The organism is Streptomyces sp. SID12488, from assembly GCF_010548275.1.
In the GTDB taxonomy this organism is placed as follows: domain Bacteria; phylum Actinomycetota; class Actinomycetes; order Streptomycetales; family Streptomycetaceae; genus Streptomyces.
Window position 1 is genome coordinate 97,597 of record NZ_JAAGLT010000015.1, and the last position, 22,971, is coordinate 120,567.

Consider the following 22,971-nt stretch of genomic DNA (forward strand, 5'->3'; position numbering starts at 1 on the left):
TCGTGGGTCAGCAGGTATGTGACTCTGCCGGCTCCATCCAGGACATTTCAGGATCGTCCGGCGGCGCCGTTGGTCTCGCGCTAGCACGGGGACGGTCATGAACACAGTGTCCATTGATCTGTATGCCGTGCTTGGGCTTTCAAAGGATGCGGACCTGGCCGCCATCCGTACTGCTTTCCGCGCCCGGATGCGGCAGAGCCACCCCGATGGTCGCCCGCCCGCGGAGGCCGCAGCGGCCCACGACGAGATGGTCCTACTCAATCTGGCGTACGAGACGCTGATGGACCCCGGCAAGCGGGCTGTCTACGACCTCGACTGCCGGGCAGCAGGCAACGCGAAGCGCGAGCAGTACCGCGAACCGCCTCCACCCCCTCCTCCGGCGCCACCACCGCAGCCCCGCACAATCGTCCTGAATCACCGATACATCAACCTGGGGCCGGTCTGGACGGGTGCCGAGGCGCAGGAGCAGGTGGTAGAGGCGGGCTTCGATGACGGCTCACCGATTCGCTTCGGGCGAGTCCTGAACACGATGGGTTCGTTCTGGCATGTGACGTCGGAGCCCCTCGTGCACGACGCCACATGTCTGATCATCCGCATCCAGGGTGGGCTAGTCGCACCTGACCACGCTCTCGGCCGGCTCACTGAGCGGCTGAACATCCACCTGGACGGCGTCACCGCCACTGTGGGTGTTACCGCTTTCATCCGGACGCCGCCCGCGCCGCCGCCGAGCCTCGCCAACTGGCGCCACATCCGGCTGACTGTCCTGGGCTGGAAGATAGTCCTCGGCTTCCTGGTGCTGTTGATAGTTCTCTTGCTGGGAGCCGAATACATCCTGGACACCACTGTCTGGGAGCCTGACCGTGGCCAGCATCCGCCGACCAAGTACGCCGTGGACCTGGACTATTACTGCTGGCCCGAAACACCGTGGCTCCCTGGCCAGCGCTCCGCCACCGATCTCACCGGCAGACGCATCCATGCTCCGCGCGCCGCGTTCACCTGGTCATGCGGACGCAACGGTCCCAAGCTGACCCAGAAAGACTTCGATACAGCCTGTCAGGATCAGTACCCGCGAACTACGGCGGAACCAGGCGATCGAAACGACGCATACTCCTGGATGTGTCGCTGACGACGACGGAAACCTACGGTTCCCTGCCCCGCACTCCAGCCTTGATGAGGCTCATTGAATTTGGTTCTGACCGCGATTCCGTGAAAGCCCAGGTCAGAGGGTGAATGCAGGAACGTTCACTCGGGGCAGTTCTCGATCATGGGGGCCTCCGCGATCGAAGACGTGCTGTTTCCCGGGATCCATGTGCGGATGGAGGGCGTAAGCGTCACCGCCGCGATGCTGTTCGTCGACGCCGCAGCGTGCGGACGGCCACCGTCCTGCCCGAGCTGCCGATGGCGGGGACGCAGAGTGCACTCGACCTACCGCCGCAACCTTCGGAGCGACCCCTGGGCGGGCGGAAGTTGGTCGTTCGTCTGCGGGTGCGGCGCTTCTTCTGCGATCGCAAATCGTGCACCCGCAGGACGTTCGTCGAGCAGGTCGGCCAACTGACGGAGCTCTACCGCCGCTCCAGCCTCGGGCTGAAGGAGTGGCTGACGACGGTGGCCGTCGAGCTCGGCGGACGGGCCGGCGAGCGGCTGTGCCGCAAGCTGAACCTGGCGGCGGGCCGGACCCGCCTGGTGGGACTGCTGGAGGAGCCGCGGGCGTCGGTACGGCACCATCCTGGTCGACGTTGAGGCAGGTCGGGTGGTCGACGTCCTGCCCGACCGTACCTCGGAGACCTTCGCCGCCTGGCTGACTGCTCACCCCGGAGCAGAGATCATCTGCCGGGACCGAGCCAGCGCCTACACGAAGGCAATCAAGGAAGCCGCGCCGGACGCCATGGAAATCGCGGACCGCTGGCACCTGCTCCAGAACCTCTCCGACGCGGTTGAGGAGACCTGCCATCAGCACCGGCCGTGCCTGAAGAAGCACGCGGAACGGGGAGGCGACCGCCTCATCCAGATGCCGCTGGTGGACGCCTTGCCGCCCACGCGGATCGTGCAGCGAGTTCTCCATCACCACGCCGAGGTCACGCGCATGGTCGTGGTCGGCCATCCGCTCAGTGACATCGCACGCCGCCTCGGTCTCGACCGCAAGACGGTCCGCCGCTACCGTGACACCAGCCGCGACCACCTCCTCAACAGCACCCGCGACCGCCGCCCCAAGAAGCTGGACGGGTTCAAGCCCTTCCTACAGCAGCAGTACGCTGCCGGCATCACCAACGGCCGCACGCTGTTCAAGCAGATCCGCGAACGCGGATTCCGCGGCGGCTACTCGACACTCACGCCCTACCTGCGAACCCTGAAAGCCTGGCACGGCCCCGGCCGCTCCAGCGGAAATCCCGAGCCCGCGCCGGATCACCTCCTGGATCGTGCGCAACCGCGAGCGCCTCAGCCCCCAGGAGGTCGAGCACCTCGACCGGGCCCGCCTCGCGTGCCCGGACATCGCCCGGGCCTGTGACCTCGCCCGAGCCTTCACGGATCTCGTCCGCAACCGCCGAGGCCAACTGTTGCCCGCCTGGATCCGCCAGGCCGAACAGTCCGACGTTCTCCCGGTCGCCAAGTTCGCCGCGTTCCTCCGCCAGGACTTCGACGCCGTCACCGCCGGACTCACCCAACGAATGGAGCTCCGGCAAGGTCGAAGGCCATGTCAATCGCGTGAAAACGATCAAGAGAGCCATGTACGGCCGAGCCGGCTTCCGACTGCTACGGACCCGAATCCTCGCCCGGCCGCGACCTACAGGGCTCGGATCCCGAGAGCCCACACCTTGATTATGTCGTGTGAGGGGTATCCGGCATGGTCTTTCGAGGCGGCAGATACCCCGTGCCCCTCGGGAGTAGACCCATTCTTTTGCGGCCTGAGTAGCATGAGCATCTGTCCGGGTTCGCTGTAACGCACCTCCGCCCCGATTCCGGTTAGAGCAAATCCAAATGGCAGAATTGCTTCTGCTAGCGGGTGATCTGACGGCCCGGCGAATCCGCTTGATACTCCCACTTCCAGGTCGAGCGTTCCTGAGCTTGCCGTGGTCAATTGCTTGGTGATGGCGACAGCGAAGGATGTGATAGTTGCTTCGGAGGGAACGCCGTGATCCTTTGCCTTGACGCTCCATTCCTGATCGAACTCCGGGTATGAGGCAGTGGCCAGGTTTCCGGGGTCGGTTGGCCGCATGTTCACCCGGAAGCCGCCGCCGATCAGGAAGTGAGAACTCAGCGGCGCCTGTGCAGAGGCCATGGGGTGTGCGGCTGAGAGACCCGTCGCATCGGTGACCTGGATTGCGGACACGAGCTGCTCGCGGGTCATGCCTTTCACTTGCATACCCAGGGCGTAGCACGAGAGAAGGTGCGGCGAGCTGACAAGGTGATCCTTGGAGGAGACCAGCCAGGCCCCGAGGTCTCCTCGCGGGTAGGACGCGAACAGGAGGGCACCCGCCCCCGCATTATTTGCTGACCCGCCCCCGATGACTACGGACTCACTGGGCACCTCACACTCATGATCGATGTGGATGCTGGCTGGGGTCGTTGTGTTTTCCCTGAAAACAGACACGCGAATATTTCCTGACGCGTCGAACGAGTCGAAGACATGCGTAGCCATGAGGCGTACCTCCAAGCCGTATCGACCCCTCGGGACACGCTCTCCTGCGCTCGTACCTGTCCAGGCTAGGCCTTATTGATCGGCTGTGCCTGTCTGAGGCGGGCACGCAGGGACCCACCAGCGCGACCGTAGAAGGCCGGCTCTGGCGCCCGGTGGCCGTGCTCCCTCACTTCGGCTGCTCCTTGCAGATGGGCGCCACTCGGGAGGGCGGACGTTAAGGCACGACCGCAGGCCTCAGGCCAGGGAGGTTGCCGAGAGGGCGAGCAGCCCCCTGCGTTCGGTGCCTACATAGACCACTCCGGCTGGGATGACGGGTGTGGAGGTGGCGCTCACGGAGCCGGGCTGATCACGCCGTTCTTGTCCATGACGAAGACGCCCGTGGTCTCGCCGCCGACCTGCCGGTCCTTGATCCACTGCGTCGACAAGTTGTGTAGATTCTGGTGTTGTTGTTCCCAAGGCATCTGGTGGCTGGCACCGAGTGCTCTGACCATCACCTTGTGGGGTCCGGTGATTGCGTCGTACAGCGCGCGGACCGAGAAGGTGAACTCCGTAGAGCTCGGCGGCGTCGTGTTCGCCGTCCTGTCGTGCTCCCCGTCCACGATCAGCACGGGCACGTCTCCGCCCAGGACCCCGCTCTGCCCCGCGGTTGTCTCGTTCCATCCCCACCGGACAAAACTCCTGATGCGGTTCAGGCCTTCCGGTGGTCCCCAGGTCCTGCCGACCGGATCGCTGTCCATGTGCGCCGCCCACACCGCTTCCACCATGCCGGGTTCCCGCTGGTCCGGGGAGCGCAGCTCAAGGTTCCACGCCTTCTCCAGGCCGTATCTCGTACCGAGGGACATCGGAACCCCCGAGCTCGGTAGCGGGCTTGGTGGGCTCGACGTGGCCTGGGGCGGAAAGATCGGCGCCAGCAGGAACATGCTCTCCACGTTCTCCGGGTGCTGGACCGCGTAGGGTCCCATCGTGAACGCTGCTGCGGACCAGCCGACGAAGGCGACTTTCGGCACCTTGCACTCCTGCTTGATGTACTCCACGACGGTGTGCAGCTCGGCTTGGTCGCTGTCGGAGTTGTTCAGCTGGAACGGGTAGCTGGGGCTGCACGGGGTGAAGCCTGGCGGCCGTGGGGTGAGCAGCTCCTGGTCGGTTTTGCTGAGGTTGCACGGGGAGCCCATCTCGGGACGAGGTGACCGCCCGGAGCCCTGGAGGTCCATCATGAAGACGTCGTAACCGGCCTGCGCCAGTGCCTCAGCCCAGCTGTACGTCTTGTACTGGAGATCGAAGCCGGCGAGCACCGGAGCACTCCTGCCGTGAAGCATGAGCACGGGTTTGCGTACCGGTGAGGGCCACCAGTACCTCCGCTCCCGTACGAATAGCTTGACCGCCTCTCGATTGTTCGCGGGAACGCTGGACGTATGGGTGACCTCATGGTCGAAAGTGACGCTCCAATCCCATGTTGGCCATGGCCACCACGGACCCCACCATGACAAAGGCCTTGGCGCTGGTGGCCATGGTTTTGGCAAGGGCCATCTTGGCTTTGGCAATGGACGTGGCCGCCAGTCCCAACCCATGCGAATCATCCGTTCCGTGCACTTGGTCCGGGAGCTCATGCCCCCTTGAGCCAGCATCGGAAGGCTGCCCGCCCAGCGCTACAGCACGGCCGTCGGCCTAGGCCTTTAGGGTGGCGCGACTCTCCGATTGGCGGTCGCCGAGTTACACGCGTGTCTCCCGCTCGTCGGGTCCACAGGTCGGGCACCTCCTGGCCGAAGAGGTCGAAGGCGAGCTGACTGACTGCTGACCATCGCGGGGACTCCTGGTGGGTGAGGATGGGGCGGGGATTCCGGCCGCTGTGCGGGCTTGGTCGGGGCCGTGGCCGCCTCGTTTCCTCGTGGGGTGTAGTGAGGCGGGGCCGGGTGGCCGCTTAGAAACGCAGGTGGGGCCGTGACCGGGCAGGATCGTGGCCGACGATAACCGAGTGGTGCACGAAGAGCGGCACTGGCCGATTTCACAGATCCCTATCAGCCTCGCTGTGTGTGGGCCCGCCTGTCGGCCAGGGTGCTAGAACTTCCACTTGATCTCTATCTTCTCCGGATCGAAGCGGTAACCATGCCAGTGCTGCGTACCGGGTTGACCCGGGTGGACGATGACCCGGTCGACCACCAAGCGCAGGATGTTGCGCCGCCACTCCAGGCCCGAGGTCTCCCATGCGTCCCGGATCGTCTGTGCTGCTGGCAGGTGGGCGAGGGACGTCTCGCTCTGGTAGTGACTCAAAGCTTCTCGGGCTTCCTGGACCGATGCTTCGGCGATGCCTTTGGCCTGGATGAACTGGTCGCGGCTTAGCACGTCGGTGGCGTAGTCGGTGACTAGCTGGTCGAGCTTGCCCTTGCGTCGCTCAAACTCTTGCACCAGGTGGCGCACCTTGTCCTCGTCCACCTTTGGCGAGAGGAATACGGCGACCTTTGGATCGTCGAAGACATGCCAGACGGCCTGCGTCACCAGCAACTCGACCGGCTCGGCGATACGGAAGGTCTTGTTGCACCCACTGGCGTTGCCGTAGTTGTCGTGCGGTCGGCATCGATACCGACGCTGCGACGGTCGCCCGCACTCTGGCCCCCGGCCGCCGCTGTACATCCTGGAACCACACCGGCCGCAGTAGATGAAGCCGGTGAGCAGATACTTGCGTACGCCGGTCTGAGCCTTGGGCCAGCGCCACTCTTTGCTCAGGCGCTGCGCCTCCATGCGGTCCCACAGTTCGCGGGTGAGGATGGCCGGCCACTCCGCCGGATACTCCTGGCCCTCGTACTCCCGCACGCCGATGTACCGCTTCTTCATGATCGTGCGCTGGAGGTTCTCGATCCGCCATTGCTTGCCGGTGGCGGTCAGTACTGCCCTCTTGTTGAGGTCTCGCGTGATGTCGCCGATGGACTCTCCGGCGACGAAGCGCCGGGCACACTCCCGGACGACCCTGGCTTCTGACTCGCGGATGACCAGGCCGCCAGGTTCGTAGCCAAAGGGCCGGCCGCCGCCGTGAAACTTCCCCTCAATAGCGCGGGCCTTCTGCTTGCGCTTGATGCGCTTAGAGAGGCGGGCCGCCTCCAACATGGCGTTGTTGACCGCGTTGATCGCCGCGTGGATGCCTTCGGCGCTGTCGAGGTTGTAGCTGATGCCGTCGGTCGTCTGGATGCGCTGGAGCTTGGTCGTCTCGGCAAGCTTGATCAGCTCCAGCAGCTCTTCCAGCCGCCGGTACAGCCGAGGCATCTCCGTGATCAGGATGATGTTGACCTGGCCCTGCCTAATGGCGCTGAGCAGTAGGTCGTAATGCTGACGGGGCTTCTTCGAGTACTTCGAGGCGCTGATGTCGTTGTCGGGGAAGACCCCGACCACCGGCCAGGCGTTCTCGTCCGCGTAGTCGCGGCACTCGTGGACCTGGATGGAGACGTTCTCGCTGAGCCCTCGTCGGTCGCGGCTCAAGCGGGCGTAGATGGCTGTGTTCCAGGCTCCTCGGGGGGAGGTAGGGGATATATCGGACATGGCGCACTCTCCAGTGGAGCATGAGTGACGCTCCTAGGGAAGTGCTGACCTGGGACTTTCTCGCCTTGGGGTAGGCGCTTCTAGTGGGTGCCTTCCCCGTCAGTTGCAGAAACCCCCGAATTCGGCAGCCGGGTGCTGGACGCTCTGCGCCAGCCGCTCGAGGCCGGGCATGTGGTGATCGCGCGGAGCGCGGGGGTCGTACGGTTTCCGGCCAGGTTCCTGATGGTCCTCGCGGCCAATCCATGCCCGTGCGGCCGTTTCTCCCAGCGGGACACCCTCTGCGAGTGCCCGCCCTCCGTGATCCGGCGCTATCAGGCCCGGCTCTCCGGACCCCTGCTCGACCGGGTCGACCTGCGGGTCGAGGTGGACCGGGTCACACGCTCCCAACTCGTCGAGCGCGGGGTGCGGGGCGAGTCCACGGCGACGGTCGCCGAGCGGGTGCGAGCGGCCCGGGAGAGGGCGGCGGCGCGGCTGGTGGGGACCCCGTGGCGGACCAACAGCGAGGTGCCGGGACGGGAACTGCGCAGCCAATGGCATGCCGTGCCCGGCGCCATGGAGGAGGCCGAGCGGAATCTGGAACGCGGTGTGCTCACCGCGCGCGGCATCGACCGCGTCCTGCGGGTCGCCTGGACCGTCGCCGACCTCGTCGGCCACGACCGGCCCGACGCGGGGGACGTCGCCCTGGCGCTGCAACTGCGTACGGGAGTGCCGCGAGGGGTGCCGATGGCCATCGGGGCGCTGACGTGACGGGGCATGCGGCCGGGGAGGCGGCCGGCGGCGGGCCCGGCGAACAGCCGGCCGAACGGCTGGTCGCGGAGGGGCTTGCCCGTGTCTTTCTCACCCGGGTCGTCGAGCCGGGGGACGAGGTCGCCGGGCGGTGGCTCCGGGAGTGCGGGGCCGTGGAGGTGGTACGGCGCCTGCGGGACGGTGGGCCGATGCCGACCGGGGTCACCGCGACCCGGTGGGCGGGACTGTGTGCTCGGGCGGCAGAGGCCGAGCCCGAGCGGGATCTCGCCGTCGCGCGGGCGGCGGGGGTGCGGTTCGTGTGGCCCGGCGAGCCGGAGTGGCCGGCCCAGCTCGACGACCTCGGGGACGCGCGGCCCACGGGACTGTGGGTGCGCGGGCGGCCCAGCCTGCGGATGTGGGCGCTGCGGTCCGTCGCCGTGGTGGGGGCCCGGGCCTGCACCGAGTACGGCGCCCACATGGCGGCCACGCTCGCCGCGGGGCTCGCGGAGAGCGGGTGGGTGGTGGTGTCGGGCGGTGCCTACGGGGTCGACGGGGCCGCGCACCGGGGTGCGCTCGGTGCGGGCGGGGCCACCGTCGCCGTACTCGCCTGCGGGGTCGACCGGCCCTACCCGCGCGGACACACCCAGTTGATCACGAGAATCGCCGAACAGGGTCTGGTGGTGGGTGAGTTGCCGCCCGGTGACCATCCGACGCAGAGCCGGTTCGTGATGCGGAACCGGGTGATCGCCGCCCTCACCCGGGGGACTGTGGTCGTCGAGGCCGCGTACCGCAGCGGTTCGCTCGTCACGGCGCGGGCGGCGCAGCGGCTTGGGCGGGTCACGATGGGGGTGCCGGGACCCGCAACCAGCGGGCTCTCCGCCGGAGTGCACGAACTCCTGCGTGGGGAGGCGATGCTGGTCACCGACGCCGCGGAAGTCGTCGAGCTGGTCGGGGACATGGGCGAACTGGCGCCGGACCGGCGGGGGCCCGTGCTCCCGCGCGACCTGCTGGAACCGGCGGCGGTACGCGTCCTGGCCGCGCTGCCCGCGCGCGGGACGGCGACGGTGGACGACATCGCGCGGGGCGCGTCGACGGTGAAGGACGACGCGGTCGCCAGACTGTACGAGCTCCGAGCACTTGGATACGTCGAACGACACGACGACGGCTGGAAGTTGACACGCCAGGCGATGATCTCCGTCCGGTCCGTCCGGGACCGGTGCTGACCGAGCGTGTTCGGCCGTCCGGGGGATGCCCGACGCCCTTGGTAATTCCCGCAGTTGGTCCGCACCGATGGTCACACAGGGCGACGGGTATGACCCTGGAGGGCGTCAAGCGGAACGTATCTGCGTACGCCCTGTCCCCCCGGCCTCGCACACTGCGACACCTCAGTCACGCTACGCTCACGTGGATTCCGACGCAGACCGGCAGTCGGACAGGCAATTCGGCCAGACGGGTAATTCGACATCAGACCGCAACAGACCGACGGCCCACCCGGGCACTCCTCCAGACACCACCGGTTCACGGCAGAACGGCACAAGGCGACGTATGCCCCAGCACACCTCCGGGTCCGACCGGGCGGCGGCCCCACCGGCAGCCCGTGACGGCGGTAACGGGCGCCCGCCCGCTCCCTCGACGCTCGACGAGCTGTGGCGTTCCTACAAGACGACAGGCGACGAGCGGCTGCGCGAGCAGCTGATCCTGCACTACTCGCCGCTCGTGAAGTACGTCGCCGGCCGGGTGAGCGTCGGGCTGCCGCCCAACGTCGAACAGGCGGACTTCGTCTCCTCCGGGGTGTTCGGGCTGATCGACGCGATCGAGAAGTTCGACATCGGGCGGGAGATCAAGTTCGAGACGTACGCGATCACCCGCATCCGGGGCGCGATGATCGACGAACTACGGGCGCTGGACTGGATTCCGCGGTCGGTGCGGCAGAAGGCGCGGAACGTGGAGCGGGCATACACGACGCTGGAGGCGCGGCTGCGGCGGACGCCGACGGAGGGCGAGGTGGCCGCCGAGATGGGCATCGCGGTCGACGATCTCCACGCGGTGTTCAGCCAGTTGTCGCTGGCGAACGTGGTGGCGCTGGAGGAACTGCTGCACGCGGGGGGCGAGGGCGGGGACCGGCTGAGCCTCATGGACACGCTGGAGGACACCGCCGCCGACAACCCGGTCGAGGTGGCCGAGGGCCGGGAGCTGCGGCGGTTTCTGGCGCGGGCGATCAACACGCTGCCCGACCGGGAGAAGACCGTGGTGACGCTGTACTACTACGAGGGCCTCACCCTCGCGGAGATCGGCAACGTGTTGGGCGTGACCGAGAGCCGGGTCAGCCAGATCCACACCAAGTCGGTCCTGCAGCTGCGCGCGAAGCTGGCGAGCTTCGGTCGCTGACCTGACCTGACCTGACCGCTCCGGCGGCCCGGGTGACCGGAGTGACTCCCCTCCGGGGCGGTCCGTCCGTACAGTGGTTGACGTGCCAAGGATTCGAGCGGCCTCTGTGGCCGAGCACCGGTCGATGCAGCGAGCCGCCCTGCTGGACGCGGCGAGGTCCCTGTTGTCCGAGGGCGGGACCGAGGCGCTGACGTTCCCGGCCCTGGCCGAGCGGACCGGGCTCGCGCGGTCGTCCGTCTATGAGTACTTCCGGTCGCGGGCGTCCGTCGTCGAGGAACTGTGCGAGGTCGACTTCCCGGTCTGGGCGGCGGAGGTCGAGGCGGCGATGGCCGCGGCGGAGGAGCCCGAGGGCAAGGTCGAGGCGTATGTGCGCCGGCAGCTCGCCCTGGTGGGTGACCGGCGGCACCGGGCCGTGGTGGCGATCTCGGCGAGCGAGCTGGACGCGGGGGCCCGGGAGAAGATCCGGGCGGCGCACGGCGGGCTCGTCGCGATGGTGGTCGAGGCGCTGCGGGACATCGGGCATGCGCAGCCCCGGATGGCCGCGATGCTGTTGCAGGGGATCGTCGACGCGGCTGTGCGGCGGATCGAGTTCGGGGTCGCCGAGGATCCCGCGGTGATCACGGATGCCGCTGTGGTGATGGCGTTGCGGGGGGTACGGGGCTGAAGCGGCCCCGTGAGGCGGTGCGGGCGTCGAGGCGCTTTCACTTGCCCGCGCTTGCGGGGTGCCGCCCTTGGCGGCACACATGTCCGCAGGCTGCGCAGCTGCCCGCATGTCTGCGGCTAGGTGGGCAGTGGTACGCCCGTTACCGGTAGCAGACGGGACGGGCCCCGGTGCAGTAGCCAGGCAGGGAGCAGCGTCAGGGGGTCCAGGTACGTGTCGCCTCTCAGCAGGCCCCAGTGGACGCATGTCGTCGGGCAGTGTCCCGACCCGGTCTCCACCGTGCCCACGACCTCGCCCGCCGTCACCTCCGTGCCCTTCTCGACCGTGACCGTCACCGGTTCGTACGTCGTCCGCAGGGGTGGGGTGCCCGTGCTCGAGAGTTCCACGGAGACGACTCCCCGGCCCGCCACCCGGCCCGCGAAGTGCACCCGGCCGGCGGCCACCGCGCGAACCGGGGCGCCGGGAGCTGCCGCCAGGTCCACGCCCCGGTGGCCCCTGGCGTAGGGGGTCGGGGGCGGTTCCCAGGCGCGCAGGACCAGGGGGCGGGATCCCACCGGCCAGGCGCGGGCGATCGTGGGTGTGGGCGGGGCGTCCGTAGTGGGTGATGGTTCTGTCGGCGGGGGCGCCCCGGTACTGGTTCCCCGTGTCGCCGACGACGCCGATGACGCCGTCAGGGTCAGCATCAGGGCCAGCGACAGGCCCAGGCCCGCACGTACTCCTCGTTTCGCTCGCATGGGCGGAGCCTGGCGTGATTCGGGGCGCTCCGGTTGGGCCTGTGGAGTACTGACCGGTTGTGGATATCGGCGTCACCCGAGGCCTCGCGGGTCCCGTACACTTCCTTTGGCGATCCGGGCGACCGGGTCGACTTCGCACGCCCCGACATCCGGCCCCTACACGGTGGGTGTCAACGCCTCTCGGTCCCTCGCGGCAAGGCGTATGCGGGCGTCAGGCGCGGGTGCCGTCCGGTACCCGCGGCACAACCGAGAAACACAAGGAGAACGGCCATGGCCGTCGTCACGATGCGGGAGCTGCTGGAAAGCGGCGTCCACTTCGGTCACCAGACCCGTCGTTGGAACCCGAAGATGAAGCGCTTCATCTTCACGGAGCGCAACGGCATCTACATCATCGACCTGCTCCAGTCGCTGTCGTACATCGACCGCGCCTACGAGTTCGTCAAGGAGACCGTCGCCCACGGTGGCACGGTCATGTTCGTCGGCACGAAGAAGCAGGCGCAGGAGGCGATCGCCGAGCAGGCGACCCGCGTCGGCATGCCCTACGTCAACCAGCGCTGGCTGGGCGGCATGCTCACCAACTTCTCGACCGTCTACAAGCGTCTGCAGCGCCTCAAGGAGCTCGAGGTCATCGACTTCGAGGACGTCGCCGCGTCGGGTCTCACCAAGAAGGAGCTTCTCGTGCTCTCGCGCGAGAAGGCCAAGCTGGAGAAGACCCTCGGTGGTATCCGCGAGATGTCCAAGGTGCCCAGCGCCGTCTGGATCGTGGACACCAAGAAGGAGCACATCGCCGTTGGTGAGGCCCGGAAGCTCCACATTCCGGTAGTCGCGATCCTCGACACCAACTGCGACCCCGACGAGGTCGACTACAAGATCCCGGGCAACGACGACGCGATCCGCTCCGTCACCCTGCTCACCCGCGTGATCGCCGACGCTGTCGCCGAGGGACTCATCTCCCGTTCTGGCGTCAACACCGGTGACAAGGGCGAGAAGGCTGTCGCCGAGCCCCTCGCCGCCTGGGAGCGCGACCTCCTCGAGGGCGAGAAGAAGGCCGACGACGCCGAGGCGCCCGCCGCCGAGGCTGCTGCCGCTGAGACCCCCGCCGCTGAGGCTGCTGCCGAGGACGCTCCGGTCGAGGAGGCTCCCGTCGAGGTCGCCGCCGCTGAGACCGAGGTTGCCGCTGAGGCCCCCGTCGAGGCTCCCGTCGCCGAGGCTCCGGCCGCGGACGCCGAGAAGGCCTGACACCCTCACCCCTTCGGGTTGTCGACGGCGGGGGCACCTACATGGGGCCCCCGCCGTTCGATCCGCAGATCTTTCAGACTTCGAGAGAGACTCCCAGAATCATGGCGAACTACACCGCCGCCGACGTCAAGAAGCTCCGTGAGCTCACCGGCGCCGGCATGATGGACTGTAAGAAGGCGCTCGACGAGGCCGAGGGCGATGTCGACAAGGCCGTAGAGGCCCTGCGCATCAAGGGCCAGAAGGGCGTCGCCAAGCGCGAGGGCCGTTCCGCCGAGAACGGCGCCGTCGTCTCGATCATCGCCGACGACAACACCTCCGGTGTCCTCGTCGAGCTGAAGTGCGAGACGGACTTCGTCGCCAAGGGCGAGAAGTTCCAGGCCGCCGCGAACGCGCTCGCCGAGCACGTCGCCAAGACCTCCCCGGCCGACCTGGAGGCGCTGCTCGCCTCCGAGATCGAGGCCGGCAAGACGGTTCAGGCGTACGTCGACGAGGCCAACGCCAACCTGGGCGAGAAGATCGTCCTGGACCGCTTCGCGCAGTTCGCGGACGGTTTCGTGCTGGCGTACATGCACCGCACGATGCCCGACCTGCCCCCGCAGATCGGTGTCCTCGTCGAGCTGGACAAGCCGAACGCCGACGTGGCCAAGGGCATCGCCCAGCACATCGCCGCCTTCGCGCCGAAGTACCTCTCCAAGGAGGACGTGCCGGCCGAGGTCGTCGAGACCGAGCGCCGTGTCGCCGAGGAGACCACCCGCGCCGAGGGCAAGCCCGAGGCCGCCCTGCCGAAGATCGTCGAGGGTCGCCTCAACGGCTTCTTCAAGGACGCCACGCTGCTCGGCCAGCCGTACGCGCTGGACAACAAGAAGTCCGTCCAGAAGGTCCTGGACGAGGCCGGTGTCACCCTGAAGCGCTTCACGCGCATCAAGGTCGGCATCTGAGTCCGTACCGCGATCGACGCGCGGCCCACGTAGGGATACCTATAGGGTCGACGGCAGTCGCGCGCGTACGCCGTCACGCACGCGCGCGTGGCGGACGACAGCAGATCTGACGAGGAGGCCATTGCCGGGCATGGGATGCGATCGACACCCCATCGGCAGTGGCCTTCTTCGTGTGTGTGACACGTGAAGAGGCGAGATTCTCCATGACCACCAAGGCCCAGAAGAGCGACGACGGCAAAGTGCGCGGCAGGTACATGCTGAAGCTGTCCGGAGAGGCCTTCTCCGGTGGCGGGGGCCTGGGCGTCGACCCCGACGTGGTGCACAAGATTGCCCGTGAGATCGCGGCTGTCGTGCGCGACGGCTCCCAGATCGCCGTCGTCCTCGGCGGCGGCAACTTCTTCCGCGGCGCGGAACTCCAGCAGCGCGGCATGGACCGGGCCCGCTCGGACTACATGGGCATGCTCGGCACCGTCATGAACTGCCTCGCGCTCCAGGACTTCCTGGAGAAGGAGGGCATCGACAGCCGGGTCCAGACCGCCATCACCATGGGCCAGGTCGCCGAGCCGTACATCCCGCTGCGCGCCGTACGGCACCTGGAGAAGGGCCGTGTGGTCATCTTCGGTGCCGGTATGGGCATGCCGTACTTCTCCACCGACACGACCGCCGCGCAGCGCGCCCTGGAGATCGACGCCGAGGCGCTGCTGATGGGCAAGAACGGCGTGGACGGGGTCTACGACTCCGACCCGAAGACCAACCCCGAGGCCGTCAAGTTCGACTCGCTCGGCTACGGCGAGGTCATCACCCGGGACCTCAAGGTCGCCGACATGACCGCGATCACGCTGTGCCGTGACAACAAGCTCCCGATCCTCGTCTTCGAGCTTCTGGCCGAGGGCAATATCGCGCGGGCCGTCAAGGGTGAGAAGATCGGCACACTCGTCGGTGAACAGGGCAGCCGGGACTGACCGGGGATCAGCCCTGCCCGGGGACGGACCCTGAGCGGGGGATGGACAATGTCCTGCCGGTCGGGAACCGTGCAGGAAGAAGACGCGACGCAGCCGGCCGCGGACCGCGAAGAGCAGCCGGGCCTACTCAGACACGCAGGAGCAAGTGGTGATCGAAGAGACCCTCCTCGAGGCCGAGGAGAAGATGGAGAAGGCCGTCGTGGTCGCCAAGGAGGACTTCGCCGCGATCCGAACCGGTCGTGCGCACCCGGCGATGTTCAACAAGATCGTGGCCGACTACTACGGCGCGCTGACGCCGATCAACCAGTTGGCCTCGTTCTCCGTACCCGAACCGCGGATGGCCGTGGTGACCCCGTTCGACAAGACCGCGATGCGCAACATCGAGCAGGCGATCCGCGACTCCGACCTCGGCGTCAACCCGAGCAACGACGGAAACATCATCCGCGTGGTGTTCCCCGAGCTCACCCAGGAGCGCCGCAAGGACTACATCAAGGTGGCCCGTACCAAGGCCGAGGACTCCAAGATCTCGATCAGGGCCATCCGTCGCAAGGCCAAGGACTCCATCGACAAGTTCGTCAAGGACGGCGATGTCGGCGAGGACGAGGGCCGTCGCGCGGAGAAGGAGCTCGACGACACCACCGCGAAGTACGTCGCGCAGGTGGACGAGCTCCTCAAGCACAAGGAAGCGGAGCTTCTCGAAGTCTGATGAACGACTCTTCCTGGGGGGCGCCGCCCCACGCCGGGTACTGGGGGCCGTCCGACGGAGGGCCTGTCCAGGGGGCTGCCCCGGCGGGTCCCGCGTACGATGCGCACCGCGCGCAGCAGACTCGCCCCATGCCCATCGTGCCCGACGTACCCGCACATGGCGGACACCAGGAGGACGACCGGGGGGCCGCTCGGCCGGGCGGCCCCTTGTTCCGCGACGAGATGCCGCAGGCACAGCCCTACGGGGCGGTGCCGCAGAAGCCGGATTCCATGCCCACGCCCGACGACGCCCAGCAGCCCGTCCCCGTCCCTGTCCCGCAGAAGAAGACCGCGGGCCGGGATCTCGGCGCGGCCATAGGGGTCGGCGTCGGGCTCGGTGCGGTGATCATCGCGTCGTTGTTCGTCGTCAAGGCCGCCTTCGTCGGCGTGATAACGGTCGCCGTCGTGGTCGGCCTGTGGGAACTGACGTCCCGGCTCCAGGAACGCAAGGGCATCAGGGCACCGCTGGTGCCACTCGCGCTCGGCGGGGCCGCGATGGTCGTCTCCGGATACGTCCGGGGTCCCGAGGGCGCGTGGGTCGCGATGGCGCTCACCGCGCTCGCGGTCCTGGTCTGGCGTATGACGGAACCTCCGGAGGGCTACCTCAAGGACGTCACGGCAGGCGTCTTCGCGGCCTTCTACGTCCCGTTCCTGGCCACGTTCGTCGCGATGATGCTCACCGCCGACGACGGTGCGCAGCGCGTCATGACGTTCCTGCTCCTGACTGTCGTCAGCGACACCGGCGCGTACGCGATCGGCTGGCGCTTCGGCAAGCACAAGCTCGCCCCGCGCATCAGCCCCGGCAAGACCCGCGAGGGCCTGTTCGGCGCTGTCGGGTTCGCGATGGTGGCGGGCGCGCTGCTGATGGAGTTCGCGATCGACGACGGCACCTGGTGGCAGGGACTGGTGCTGGGGCTCGCGGTCGCGGTCAGCGCCACGCTCGGTGACCTCGGCGAGTCCATGATCAAGCGTGACCTGGGCATCAAGGACATGGGCACGTTGCTGCCGGGGCACGGCGGCATCATGGACCGGCTGGACTCGCTGCTTCCCACGGCTCCTGTGGTGTGGTTGCTGTTCGTGGCATTCGTGGGCTGAGGGCGGTCGGAATGTTCCAGTACGGTCCGGGTTTCCTTTGAAACACCTACGTCGGGCTGAAACCACCCCTTTCGAACCTAAGATCGACTTCAGTGCGGTCGATCCGTCCGGAAGGGGTGGCGTGCATGTGGGGACGTAGTCGTGCCAGACGCCAGCGGCAGGCCGAAGGGCTGGCAGCTGTCGCCGGTCCCGTCGAGGCGGCCGACGCGGCTCTCCAGACCCTGCTGGAGCTGCGACGGGCGGCACGTGGCGAGCTGGCGCGGATCGAGGCGCTGCTCGACCGGGGAGACGGACTCCCTTCGGACACCATCCGCGAGCAGACGCTCGGCGCGATGAGTGTCTTCGCCGACCTGGACGGCGTTTCCCAGCGTTACCACGAGGTCCGTACCGCGACCGTCGAGGCGGCCGAGCACGGTGTCGAGGTGGCCGTGCCCTGGCTGGGGGCGCTCGGCGAGCAGGTCAGGTCGATGACCGGGCTGGGGGAGACCTTCGCCGGAGTCGGTGAGTCCCTGGCCTATCTCCGCGAGCGCACCGAACGACTGCGCGCCGGCCTGGCCCCGCTGCGCCAGGGGGCCCACGAGGCCCTGCAGGCCGCCCAGGACGAGCTGACCGCCGCCCAGGGCGCCGACGGCTGGCACGCCTGGCGCACGGACCTCACCTCCCTGAGCGACCGGCTGACCGAACTGGACGGGGGCCGCGTCACACCGACGGCCCGACGCAAGGTCAGCGACCACTACCGCGAGCTGGAGCGGGAGGTGACGCAGCTGAGGGGGGTGATGGCTGCGGCGCCTCGGTGAGTACGTACAGCACGCGCTGAGCTGGGTTTTTCTCTCCGCGCCGCACGTTGTCCACAGGGCGGCGAAGGGCTGTCCGGATGTCTGCGACACTGGTACGGCCATGCCTAAGCCCGGAGAACTGGCAGTAATCCGGCAGCAAAACGGGCCCCCACCTGCGCGTATGGCGCCGGTAGAGGGCCCGTTTTGAGCTGCTGGGCCGTCTCTGGGCCGTGCGGCTCCTGCTGGGTGGTCAAGCCCCCAGGCTTGGCGTACTGCGCTTACGCTCTCGCATCAACGCACTCTGTACCTGTAACAGTTGCGGTTCAGCTGTTGGTTGAGTTGCTTTTGTTCTCGTTTCGCATGTCGAAATCTATTGCAGATCTTTAGATGCTTGGGAGTTCCTAAGCTATGTTCACTTACGAGTTGGTTGCCAAGTTCCTTGGCAACCTTCATTGGTTATTGCTTAATTGGATTTAAGAACGTGCTACCGTAATGGTCTGCAGTCCACAAGTGAAGGTGGGTCCCGTGCGAATCTTGGTGGAGGCACACGGGACCCGATAGCCAGACGTGGACCATGAGAGCCCACCCGATGCTTGGGTGGGCTCTCGCTGCGTCTTCCCAGGTCAGTCCTACAGTTCGTCCTCTACGCGGATCGCGTAGTAGACAAGCTGCAGGATGCTGACCATGAGCCGTGCGGGACGAAGTAGCCGTGTCCAGCAACGACGCTTGGTCTGCGCCGGCCTGGCCTCATCGGGCTCAGATCCGGACTGCATGCGCCTAACCTCCCCTCTGGTGTCAGGGCTGCCAATTGGCGGCCATCCGTCAGGGATATCAAATACCGTACACCAGTGAGAGTGCCGGGAAGGCTGACGGAGTGCCCGTGTGTACCCACCACTTTCCATGCTCCGAATTTGGGGTTGCATGGACAGCCGATAATGGAAGTCGGCTGAAATGCGGAAACCGCAGGTCAGCTCAAAATGGAGTGCGGTCTTACTCTCTTGCCCCATGCAACCTTGACCTGCTCGGGCATCACGAGTGTGATGTGGGTCACGCAATATTTGTTGCGGATGACGGAGCTATCGGCTCGGGTTCACTCGACGGTCACTGGCGCCCTGGCGTGTGCCGGAGGGGACCGGGGCCGGGCAGGAATGCTCTGTCAACGGCATTCCTCGTACGCTCCTGACTCGACGGCATGAGGTGCGCGTACACGCGCAGTGTCAGCCCCGGGTCGGCGTGCCCCAGGTACTGACTTACTGCCTTGATGTTCTCCCCGGCGTCCAGTAGCGCGGACGCGTAGAAGTGCCTCAGTGCGTGCATGCCGTGCTCGCGCGCAGACGCGTACCTGCCGCCCTTCTCGGCTTCCGCGATCAGGCCTGCAGCAGCAAGCGCGCGCTTCCACTCCTGCACGTTGAAGTTGCTTCGCCAGACGATCCCGTTCGCGGTGTTCGTGAACAGGAGGCGAGCCGACACCATCGGGCCGTCCGGCTTGCGCCATGGCAGGGTTATCTCAACGGGCTTGTGCGCGTCCATGTGGGCCCGTATGGCTTCGGCCACCGAGGGCGGCAACGGTACGTCCCGCTCCTTGTTGCACTTCGGCGGGGCGAACACGGCCTTTCCCCGGATGAGCTTCACTTGCCGGACCACGTGCAGGGTGGCGCCATTGGGGTCGAGCGCGTCCTCAGCGAGTCCGACGATCTCCCCCTGGCGTAGCCCGCATCCCGCCCCGAGATTCACCATGGCCTGGTAGCGCTCGGGGAGCGCCGCGCGGACAGCATGCACCTGCGAGGGCAGCCACGGTACGACGCGCCGCTTCTCGACTGTCGGCGGGCGTACGGACTTTGCGCCGCACGGGTTCCGCGGCAACAGCCCATCGTCGACAGCCGCGCTGAGCACTGCCCGTACGTCACCGTAGATGTTCCGCGCGTACGAGCCACTGACGGCGGGGTCCCTCTCCAGGACGCTCACGAGTTCCCGGATGTGTTCGGGGCGGAACGAGTCCAGGGGGCGGGAGCCGAGTACCGGGAGGGCGTGAAGGCGCAGCCTCTGTTCGGTCACGATCTGACTCGACACGTCCGCGCTGTGGGTGGTGAGCCACTTCTCGGCATAGGTCTTGAAGGTGATCCGGGCGGCTTTCGGGTCGATGTAGTGACCGCTGTTCATGTCGGCCTCGATGCCCGTCAGCCACTGCTCGGCGAGCCGCTTCTGACGGTCAGGGAAGCTCTTGGACCTCTCGGTGCCGTCCGGCCCGATGTACCGGGCGCGGTAGCGGAGTCCGGCGCCGTAACGGTCGCTCTTGACTCGGTGGGTCTTGCCGTTGGTGTCGGTTTCGGTCTTGTACCAGCGGTCTTGGATGTGGCCTGCCATGCGGGGGTGGTCCCTTCTGGGCATGGGAAGGGAGGGCCACGGTGTGGCCCTCCCCGGGGTGTTGAGCTGTGTGGTTGTGGCGGTGTTGTCAGGCGGCGGTCCGGTCGTCGGCCATGCATTGGGCGATGTAGGCGTGGACTACGGCGGGGTCGTAGCGCACGTGTTTGCCGATGCGGAAGCTGGGCGGGCCGGTGTTCTTCTTGCGCCACTGGTAGACGGTCTCTTTGGGCACCTTGAACAGCGTGGCGATGTCGTCGGGGGTGAGGTACTGGTCCGGGAGGCCACCTCGGAGGATGGCGCGAGGATCGGCCCGGACGGCGGCGGTCGCGTTCACTGAGTCCTCCGCAAGCTGGAATCACATTGCTCTGAGCCGCGACTCATCGCGACTCAGAGCAGGTTCGTGGGGGCTTGAGTCGCGATGAGTCACGACTCCGGCAGATGTGGTTCGCGTTGGTTGAGCGTGATCCCGCTGTAGACGGCGACCTGTTGGCCGTAGGCGTCGCGGGGGCGGGTGCGGTTGAGCTGGGGGACCACGGAGAGCAGGTTGCGTCCGAAGACCTGTTTGGTGCCGGCGCGTACGCCGTTGTCCTCGGACCACTCGCGCCAGACGGTCCACAAGGTGTCGACGGGGACGGTGCAGGCGGGTCCGGTGGTGCAGCGTTCGCGGACGAATGCGCTGGTGGGTGAGGCGGTGTCCTGCATGGTGGTGACTGCTTCCCGGCTGGACTTGGGTTCGGTGATCCGGCCGGTGCGCTGGAGGCGGGCGAGTCCTTCGAGAGCCCAGTTGAGGATGCCGGGCATCTCCGCGATGAGCCTGTCCATGAGGGTGGGGTCTTCTTTGCCCAGCCACGACACCGTCATGTTGAGCAGCACGAACCGTTTGGCGATGACCCCGGAGGAGTCCCCGAAGTGCGGCAGTTCGTTGGACAGGATCATCAGACGGGTGGGGAGCTTGCCGGTCCACACGGCGCGGTACTTGCGGTCAACGTCGATCGTGTCCTCACCGGAGATGGTCAGCAGCCGTTCGACGACCTGACTGTTGTCGTTGCCGGACAGCCGGGCGTCGGAGATGACCCCGAGCGGCTTGCCGACCAGGGTGGACAGACCGAAATTCGTGCCGAGTCCCGCGAGGGTGGGGCCGGCGAGATTCTCCTTGCCTACCAGCTCTTTCAGGACCCGGGCGATGGTGCCCTTGCCGGAACGCGTGGGACCGACCATGAGAAGAATCTTCTGCTGGTCGGTACGGCCGGACAGGACGTAGCCGAACCACTCCTGTACTGCCTGGATCGCGTCGGGGTCGTTCGGCCAGAGTTGCGCCAGGAAGTGTTCCCACGTCGGCGCCGTGGCGCCGGGATCGTAGGGGAAGGGCACGGACACGAGGTTGAAGAAGTCCGGGTTGTGCGGCAGCAGCGCGCGGTCCCGGATGCGCAACAGCCCGTTCTCACAGGCCACGATCGTCCCGTCCTCGCGCCCGTCGTTGCTGTCGAGCCAGGCGGGGGCGTCGGTGTCGGTGGGCAGGAGCGTGATGGACCCGAGCGCGTCCAGCAGGTTGCTGATCTTCGGTTTGGTGGGTGCCCAGTCGCGTTCCTCACTCTCGCCGTCCTTGGCGGGCGCCCGGTAGACGGCGTACTCAAGGCGCTCGTACATGGCCTTGCGCACCATGGCTTCGTCCAGCTCCCGCCAGCAGGTTCCCGTCCAGCGCATCCACGACGCCCGCCAGCGCCGGTAGACGAGCTGCCCCTCTCCGTTCTGCCAGTCGGGCAGCAGACGGCGGGCAACGGCCATCGGGTGGGACGGCGCGGGCAGTTCCTCGGTGTCGGTGTCGGGGTGGTTCGTCATGCTGCCGTCCTCCCTTCCGTGGTGGTGCGCAGCGGGCAGTGGTCGCGGTGGTCGGTGTGGTCGGTGATCAGGGCGAGCACATGGCGCTCGCCGAACGCTCGTCGGTCCCTGCCGCACAGGCACGTTGACGTGGCGGTGGGGGTGGCGCCGTACGGCGTGCGGATGGTCAGCCAGGCGATGGGGTAACGGCCGTCGCCGCGTGGCGCGTTCGGGCGAACGGCAAGGGGGACGCCTTCGGCGACCACCTTCGGTTCGCCCACGGCCGTTCGGGGTGCGGCCGGTTCGGCGGCGCGCGGGCGGTCGGTGGGTCCGGTGAAGCTCTTAGAGGGGGAGGGGGCGGTCATGCGGCCCTGCCCCGGGGCGAGTTGTGGGTGATGGACCAGTCCAGAGCACGTCGGATCACATCGTCGTAGTAGCGCTGAGACTCTGTGGCGTTGCCCCCCGCCGCCCCTCTAAGAGCCTCCTCGACCCGAACGCGGGTGAGGTCGCCGGACGCGATGAACCGTCCCAGGGCGCGGGCGGCGCGCAGGAGTGTGGCGTTGCGGGTGCCGTCGGCGGCGGTGGCGACGCTGTGGACCTCGTTGGCGAACGCTACATCCGCATACCTGCCAGATTGCCCCGCTACGGGTCCCGAGGGGGCCCGTACGGGCTTGGGGGCCGGTTCCAGGATGCTCAGCAGCCATTCGGGCACCGGGGCCGCCACGGAGTCGCTGAGGGCTTCGTAGGGTCCGGCGGGGGTGGTGCTGCCCGCCGCGACGACGTATCCGCCGGCGGCGCGGGTGTCGACCAACGGGCCGATGGTTCCTGCGGTGTTGGTCAGCCGGACGCCCAACGGGGCGGCGAGGTACAGGTGCGATCCGCCGCTCGCGGTCCGCACCCGGTAGGTGTCGGGCACCCGGTGTCCGGCGCGCTCGCAGAGCGCCCCAAAGGTCGTCGCGCCGCAAGGCGTGTCCGAACTGCCCTTCCCGTTCTTGCCGTTGAGCTTGGGCATGTCCAGGTCGACGACCAATAGCCCGGAAGGGCCGGTGGCGATGCCGACGTTGTACGGGGCCCGCGACCAGGCAGCGCGAATGCGGTCGGGGTCGGTGGTCGCGCGCTGCTCCCACTTCCGGTGCCCTGCCGCGCACGGGCCGGTGCCGGGGCACGCGGCTTCACCGTGCAGGGCGGGGCGCTTGGTGCCGGGACGGAGGGGGAAGACGTGCCAGCCGCGTGCGGCAGCGTCCAGTGCCGCGCGCAGCAGCGCGGAACGGGGGTCATGGGTCATGCTGGATGCCTCCACAGGTCTGTTGAGGGCAGGTGGATCAGGGCGGCCCCGGATTCTTTGGCGAGATGCGGGGGCT

21 protein-coding genes and 1 pseudogene are annotated in these 22,971 nt (G+C 67.5%); 13 read left to right on the plus strand and 9 right to left on the minus strand.

Annotated elements, in window-relative coordinates; genetic code table 11:
• Positions 1-97 precede the first annotated feature (97 nt).
• The 3 genes from G3I56_RS22950 to G3I56_RS44025 all read left to right on the plus strand — a co-directional run bounded on the left by G3I56_RS22950 (position 98) and on the right by G3I56_RS44025 (position 2,506).
• The gene (locus G3I56_RS22950; protein ID WP_164411878.1) at positions 98-1,126 is read left to right on the plus strand and encodes a J domain-containing protein; all 1,029 of its coding nucleotides are present in this window, start codon (positions 98-100) and stop codon (positions 1,124-1,126) included.
• Between the two features lie 239 nt (positions 1,127-1,365).
• Positions 1,366-1,740 (plus strand): hypothetical protein, encoded by a 375-nt coding sequence (locus G3I56_RS22955; RefSeq protein ID WP_164411880.1) that lies wholly within the window; start codon positions 1,366-1,368, stop codon positions 1,738-1,740.
• 10 nt (positions 1,741-1,750) lie between these two features.
• A complete protein-coding gene (locus G3I56_RS44025) occupies positions 1,751-2,506 on the plus strand; it encodes a transposase (RefSeq protein WP_343240032.1) in 756 nt (251 codons plus the stop codon).
• Positions 2,507-2,782: 276 nt separating this feature from the next.
• Here the strand turns inward: G3I56_RS44025 and G3I56_RS22965 are convergent, their stop codons facing one another.
• From G3I56_RS22965 to G3I56_RS22975, 3 genes are all read right to left on the minus strand, one after another.
• Positions 2,783-3,637 (minus strand): hypothetical protein, encoded by an 855-nt coding sequence (locus G3I56_RS22965; RefSeq protein ID WP_164411882.1) that lies wholly within the window; start codon positions 3,635-3,637, stop codon positions 2,783-2,785.
• A 329-nt stretch (positions 3,638-3,966) separates the two neighbouring features.
• Positions 3,967-4,953 carry an alpha/beta fold hydrolase gene (locus G3I56_RS22970; RefSeq protein ID WP_239135036.1) on the minus strand — a complete coding sequence of 329 codons (987 nt, stop codon included), beginning with the start codon at positions 4,951-4,953 and terminating at the stop codon, positions 3,967-3,969.
• Between the two features lie 739 nt (positions 4,954-5,692).
• Entirely contained in the window at positions 5,693-7,165 is a 1,473-nt protein-coding gene (locus tag G3I56_RS22975) for a recombinase family protein (RefSeq protein WP_164411884.1), read from the minus strand.
• Positions 7,166-7,273: 108 nt separating this feature from the next.
• On the opposite strand from G3I56_RS22975, the pseudogene G3I56_RS22980 reads away from it, so the two are divergent.
• The 4 genes and pseudogenes from G3I56_RS22980 to G3I56_RS22995 form a co-directional block, all read left to right on the plus strand.
• Positions 7,274-7,912, plus strand: a pseudogene (locus G3I56_RS22980) (ATP-binding protein); the annotation flags it as partial.
• Positions 7,913-7,971: 59 nt separating this feature from the next.
• Positions 7,972-9,114 (plus strand): DNA-processing protein DprA, encoded by a 1,143-nt coding sequence (gene dprA / locus G3I56_RS22985; RefSeq protein ID WP_164412079.1) that lies wholly within the window; start codon positions 7,972-7,974, stop codon positions 9,112-9,114.
• Positions 9,115-9,436: 322 nt separating this feature from the next.
• A complete protein-coding gene (gene whiG / locus G3I56_RS22990; RefSeq protein ID WP_164411886.1) occupies positions 9,437-10,279 on the plus strand; it encodes an RNA polymerase sigma factor WhiG in 843 nt (280 codons plus the stop codon).
• A 106-nt stretch (positions 10,280-10,385) separates the two neighbouring features.
• Entirely contained in the window at positions 10,386-10,943 is a 558-nt protein-coding gene (locus G3I56_RS22995; protein WP_164412081.1) for a TetR/AcrR family transcriptional regulator, read from the plus strand.
• A 116-nt stretch (positions 10,944-11,059) separates the two neighbouring features.
• Here the strand turns inward: G3I56_RS22995 and G3I56_RS23000 are convergent, their stop codons facing one another.
• The gene (locus tag G3I56_RS23000) at positions 11,060-11,674 is read right to left on the minus strand and encodes a M23 family metallopeptidase (protein ID WP_164411888.1); all 615 of its coding nucleotides are present in this window, start codon (positions 11,672-11,674) and stop codon (positions 11,060-11,062) included.
• Positions 11,675-11,944: 270 nt separating this feature from the next.
• On the opposite strand from G3I56_RS23000, the gene rpsB reads away from it, so the two are divergent.
• From rpsB to G3I56_RS23030, 6 genes are all read left to right on the plus strand, one after another.
• Complete coding sequence (gene rpsB, locus G3I56_RS23005) at positions 11,945-12,913, plus strand: 30S ribosomal protein S2 (protein WP_164411890.1); 969 nt, start codon at positions 11,945-11,947, stop codon at positions 12,911-12,913.
• Positions 12,914-13,014: 101 nt separating this feature from the next.
• Positions 13,015-13,851, plus strand: coding sequence for a translation elongation factor Ts (gene tsf / locus G3I56_RS23010; RefSeq protein ID WP_164411892.1), 837 nt, complete (start codon positions 13,015-13,017; stop codon positions 13,849-13,851).
• Between the two features lie 203 nt (positions 13,852-14,054).
• Positions 14,055-14,813 carry a UMP kinase gene (gene pyrH, locus G3I56_RS23015; protein ID WP_164411894.1) on the plus strand — a complete coding sequence of 253 codons (759 nt, stop codon included), beginning with the start codon at positions 14,055-14,057 and terminating at the stop codon, positions 14,811-14,813.
• 148 nt (positions 14,814-14,961) lie between these two features.
• On the plus strand, positions 14,962-15,519 hold the full coding sequence (frr, locus tag G3I56_RS23020) for a ribosome recycling factor (protein WP_164411896.1): 558 nt from the start codon (positions 14,962-14,964) through the stop codon (positions 15,517-15,519).
• On the plus strand, positions 15,519-16,652 hold the full coding sequence (locus G3I56_RS23025) for a phosphatidate cytidylyltransferase (RefSeq protein ID WP_164411898.1): 1,134 nt from the start codon (positions 15,519-15,521) through the stop codon (positions 16,650-16,652). Before frr ends, G3I56_RS23025 begins: the two co-directional genes overlap by 1 nt.
• Positions 16,653-16,777: 125 nt before the next feature.
• On the plus strand, positions 16,778-17,449 hold the full coding sequence (locus tag G3I56_RS23030) for a hypothetical protein (protein ID WP_164411900.1): 672 nt from the start codon (positions 16,778-16,780) through the stop codon (positions 17,447-17,449).
• Positions 17,450-18,529: 1,080 nt separating this feature from the next.
• Here G3I56_RS23030 and G3I56_RS23035 read toward each other — a convergent pair.
• From G3I56_RS23035 to G3I56_RS23055, 5 genes are all read right to left on the minus strand, one after another.
• On the minus strand, positions 18,530-19,792 hold the full coding sequence (locus tag G3I56_RS23035) for a site-specific integrase (protein WP_164411902.1): 1,263 nt from the start codon (positions 19,790-19,792) through the stop codon (positions 18,530-18,532).
• Between the two features lie 88 nt (positions 19,793-19,880).
• Entirely contained in the window at positions 19,881-20,126 is a 246-nt protein-coding gene (locus G3I56_RS43265) for a helix-turn-helix domain-containing protein (protein ID WP_164411904.1), read from the minus strand.
• Positions 20,127-20,215: 89 nt separating this feature from the next.
• Positions 20,216-21,631 (minus strand): phage/plasmid primase, P4 family, encoded by a 1,416-nt coding sequence (locus G3I56_RS23045; RefSeq protein WP_239135038.1) that lies wholly within the window; start codon positions 21,629-21,631, stop codon positions 20,216-20,218.
• Positions 21,628-21,975, minus strand: coding sequence for a hypothetical protein (locus G3I56_RS43270; protein ID WP_203690445.1), 348 nt, complete (start codon positions 21,973-21,975; stop codon positions 21,628-21,630). Before G3I56_RS43270 ends, G3I56_RS23045 begins: the two co-directional genes overlap by 4 nt.
• Complete coding sequence (locus G3I56_RS23055) at positions 21,972-22,895, minus strand: bifunctional DNA primase/polymerase (protein ID WP_164411906.1); 924 nt, start codon at positions 22,893-22,895, stop codon at positions 21,972-21,974. Before G3I56_RS23055 ends, G3I56_RS43270 begins: the two co-directional genes overlap by 4 nt.
• Between the last annotated feature and the right edge of the window lie 76 nt (positions 22,896-22,971).

Bases quoted from the DNA above. Each gene is read 5' to 3' on its own strand.
- G3I56_RS22950 (WP_164411878.1), top strand. From the start codon at position 98: ATGAACACAGTGTCCATTGATCTGTATGCCGTGCTTGGGCTTTCAAAG.
- G3I56_RS22965 (WP_164411882.1), bottom strand. From the start codon at position 3,637: ATGGCTACGCATGTCTTCGACTCGTTCGACGCGTCAGGAAATATTCGC.
- G3I56_RS22970 (WP_239135036.1), bottom strand. From the start codon at position 4,953: ATGCTTCACGGCAGGAGTGCTCCGGTGCTCGCCGGCTTCGATCTCCAG.
- G3I56_RS22975 (WP_164411884.1), bottom strand. From the start codon at position 7,165: ATGTCCGATATATCCCCTACCTCCCCCCGAGGAGCCTGGAACACAGCC.
- whiG (WP_164411886.1), top strand. From the start codon at position 9,437: ATGCCCCAGCACACCTCCGGGTCCGACCGGGCGGCGGCCCCACCGGCA.
- G3I56_RS23000 (WP_164411888.1), bottom strand. From the start codon at position 11,674: ATGCGAGCGAAACGAGGAGTACGTGCGGGCCTGGGCCTGTCGCTGGCC.
- rpsB (WP_164411890.1), top strand. From the start codon at position 11,945: ATGGCCGTCGTCACGATGCGGGAGCTGCTGGAAAGCGGCGTCCACTTC.
- tsf (WP_164411892.1), top strand. From the start codon at position 13,015: ATGGCGAACTACACCGCCGCCGACGTCAAGAAGCTCCGTGAGCTCACC.
- pyrH (WP_164411894.1), top strand. From the start codon at position 14,055: ATGACCACCAAGGCCCAGAAGAGCGACGACGGCAAAGTGCGCGGCAGG.
- G3I56_RS23025 (WP_164411898.1), top strand. From the start codon at position 15,519: ATGAACGACTCTTCCTGGGGGGCGCCGCCCCACGCCGGGTACTGGGGG.
- G3I56_RS23030 (WP_164411900.1), top strand. From the start codon at position 16,778: ATGTGGGGACGTAGTCGTGCCAGACGCCAGCGGCAGGCCGAAGGGCTG.
- G3I56_RS23035 (WP_164411902.1), bottom strand. From the start codon at position 19,792: ATGGCAGGCCACATCCAAGACCGCTGGTACAAGACCGAAACCGACACC.
- G3I56_RS23045 (WP_239135038.1), bottom strand. From the start codon at position 21,631: ATGACGAACCACCCCGACACCGACACCGAGGAACTGCCCGCGCCGTCC.
- G3I56_RS43270 (WP_203690445.1), bottom strand. From the start codon at position 21,975: ATGACCGCCCCCTCCCCCTCTAAGAGCTTCACCGGACCCACCGACCGC.
- G3I56_RS23055 (WP_164411906.1), bottom strand. From the start codon at position 22,895: ATGACCCATGACCCCCGTTCCGCGCTGCTGCGCGCGGCACTGGACGCT.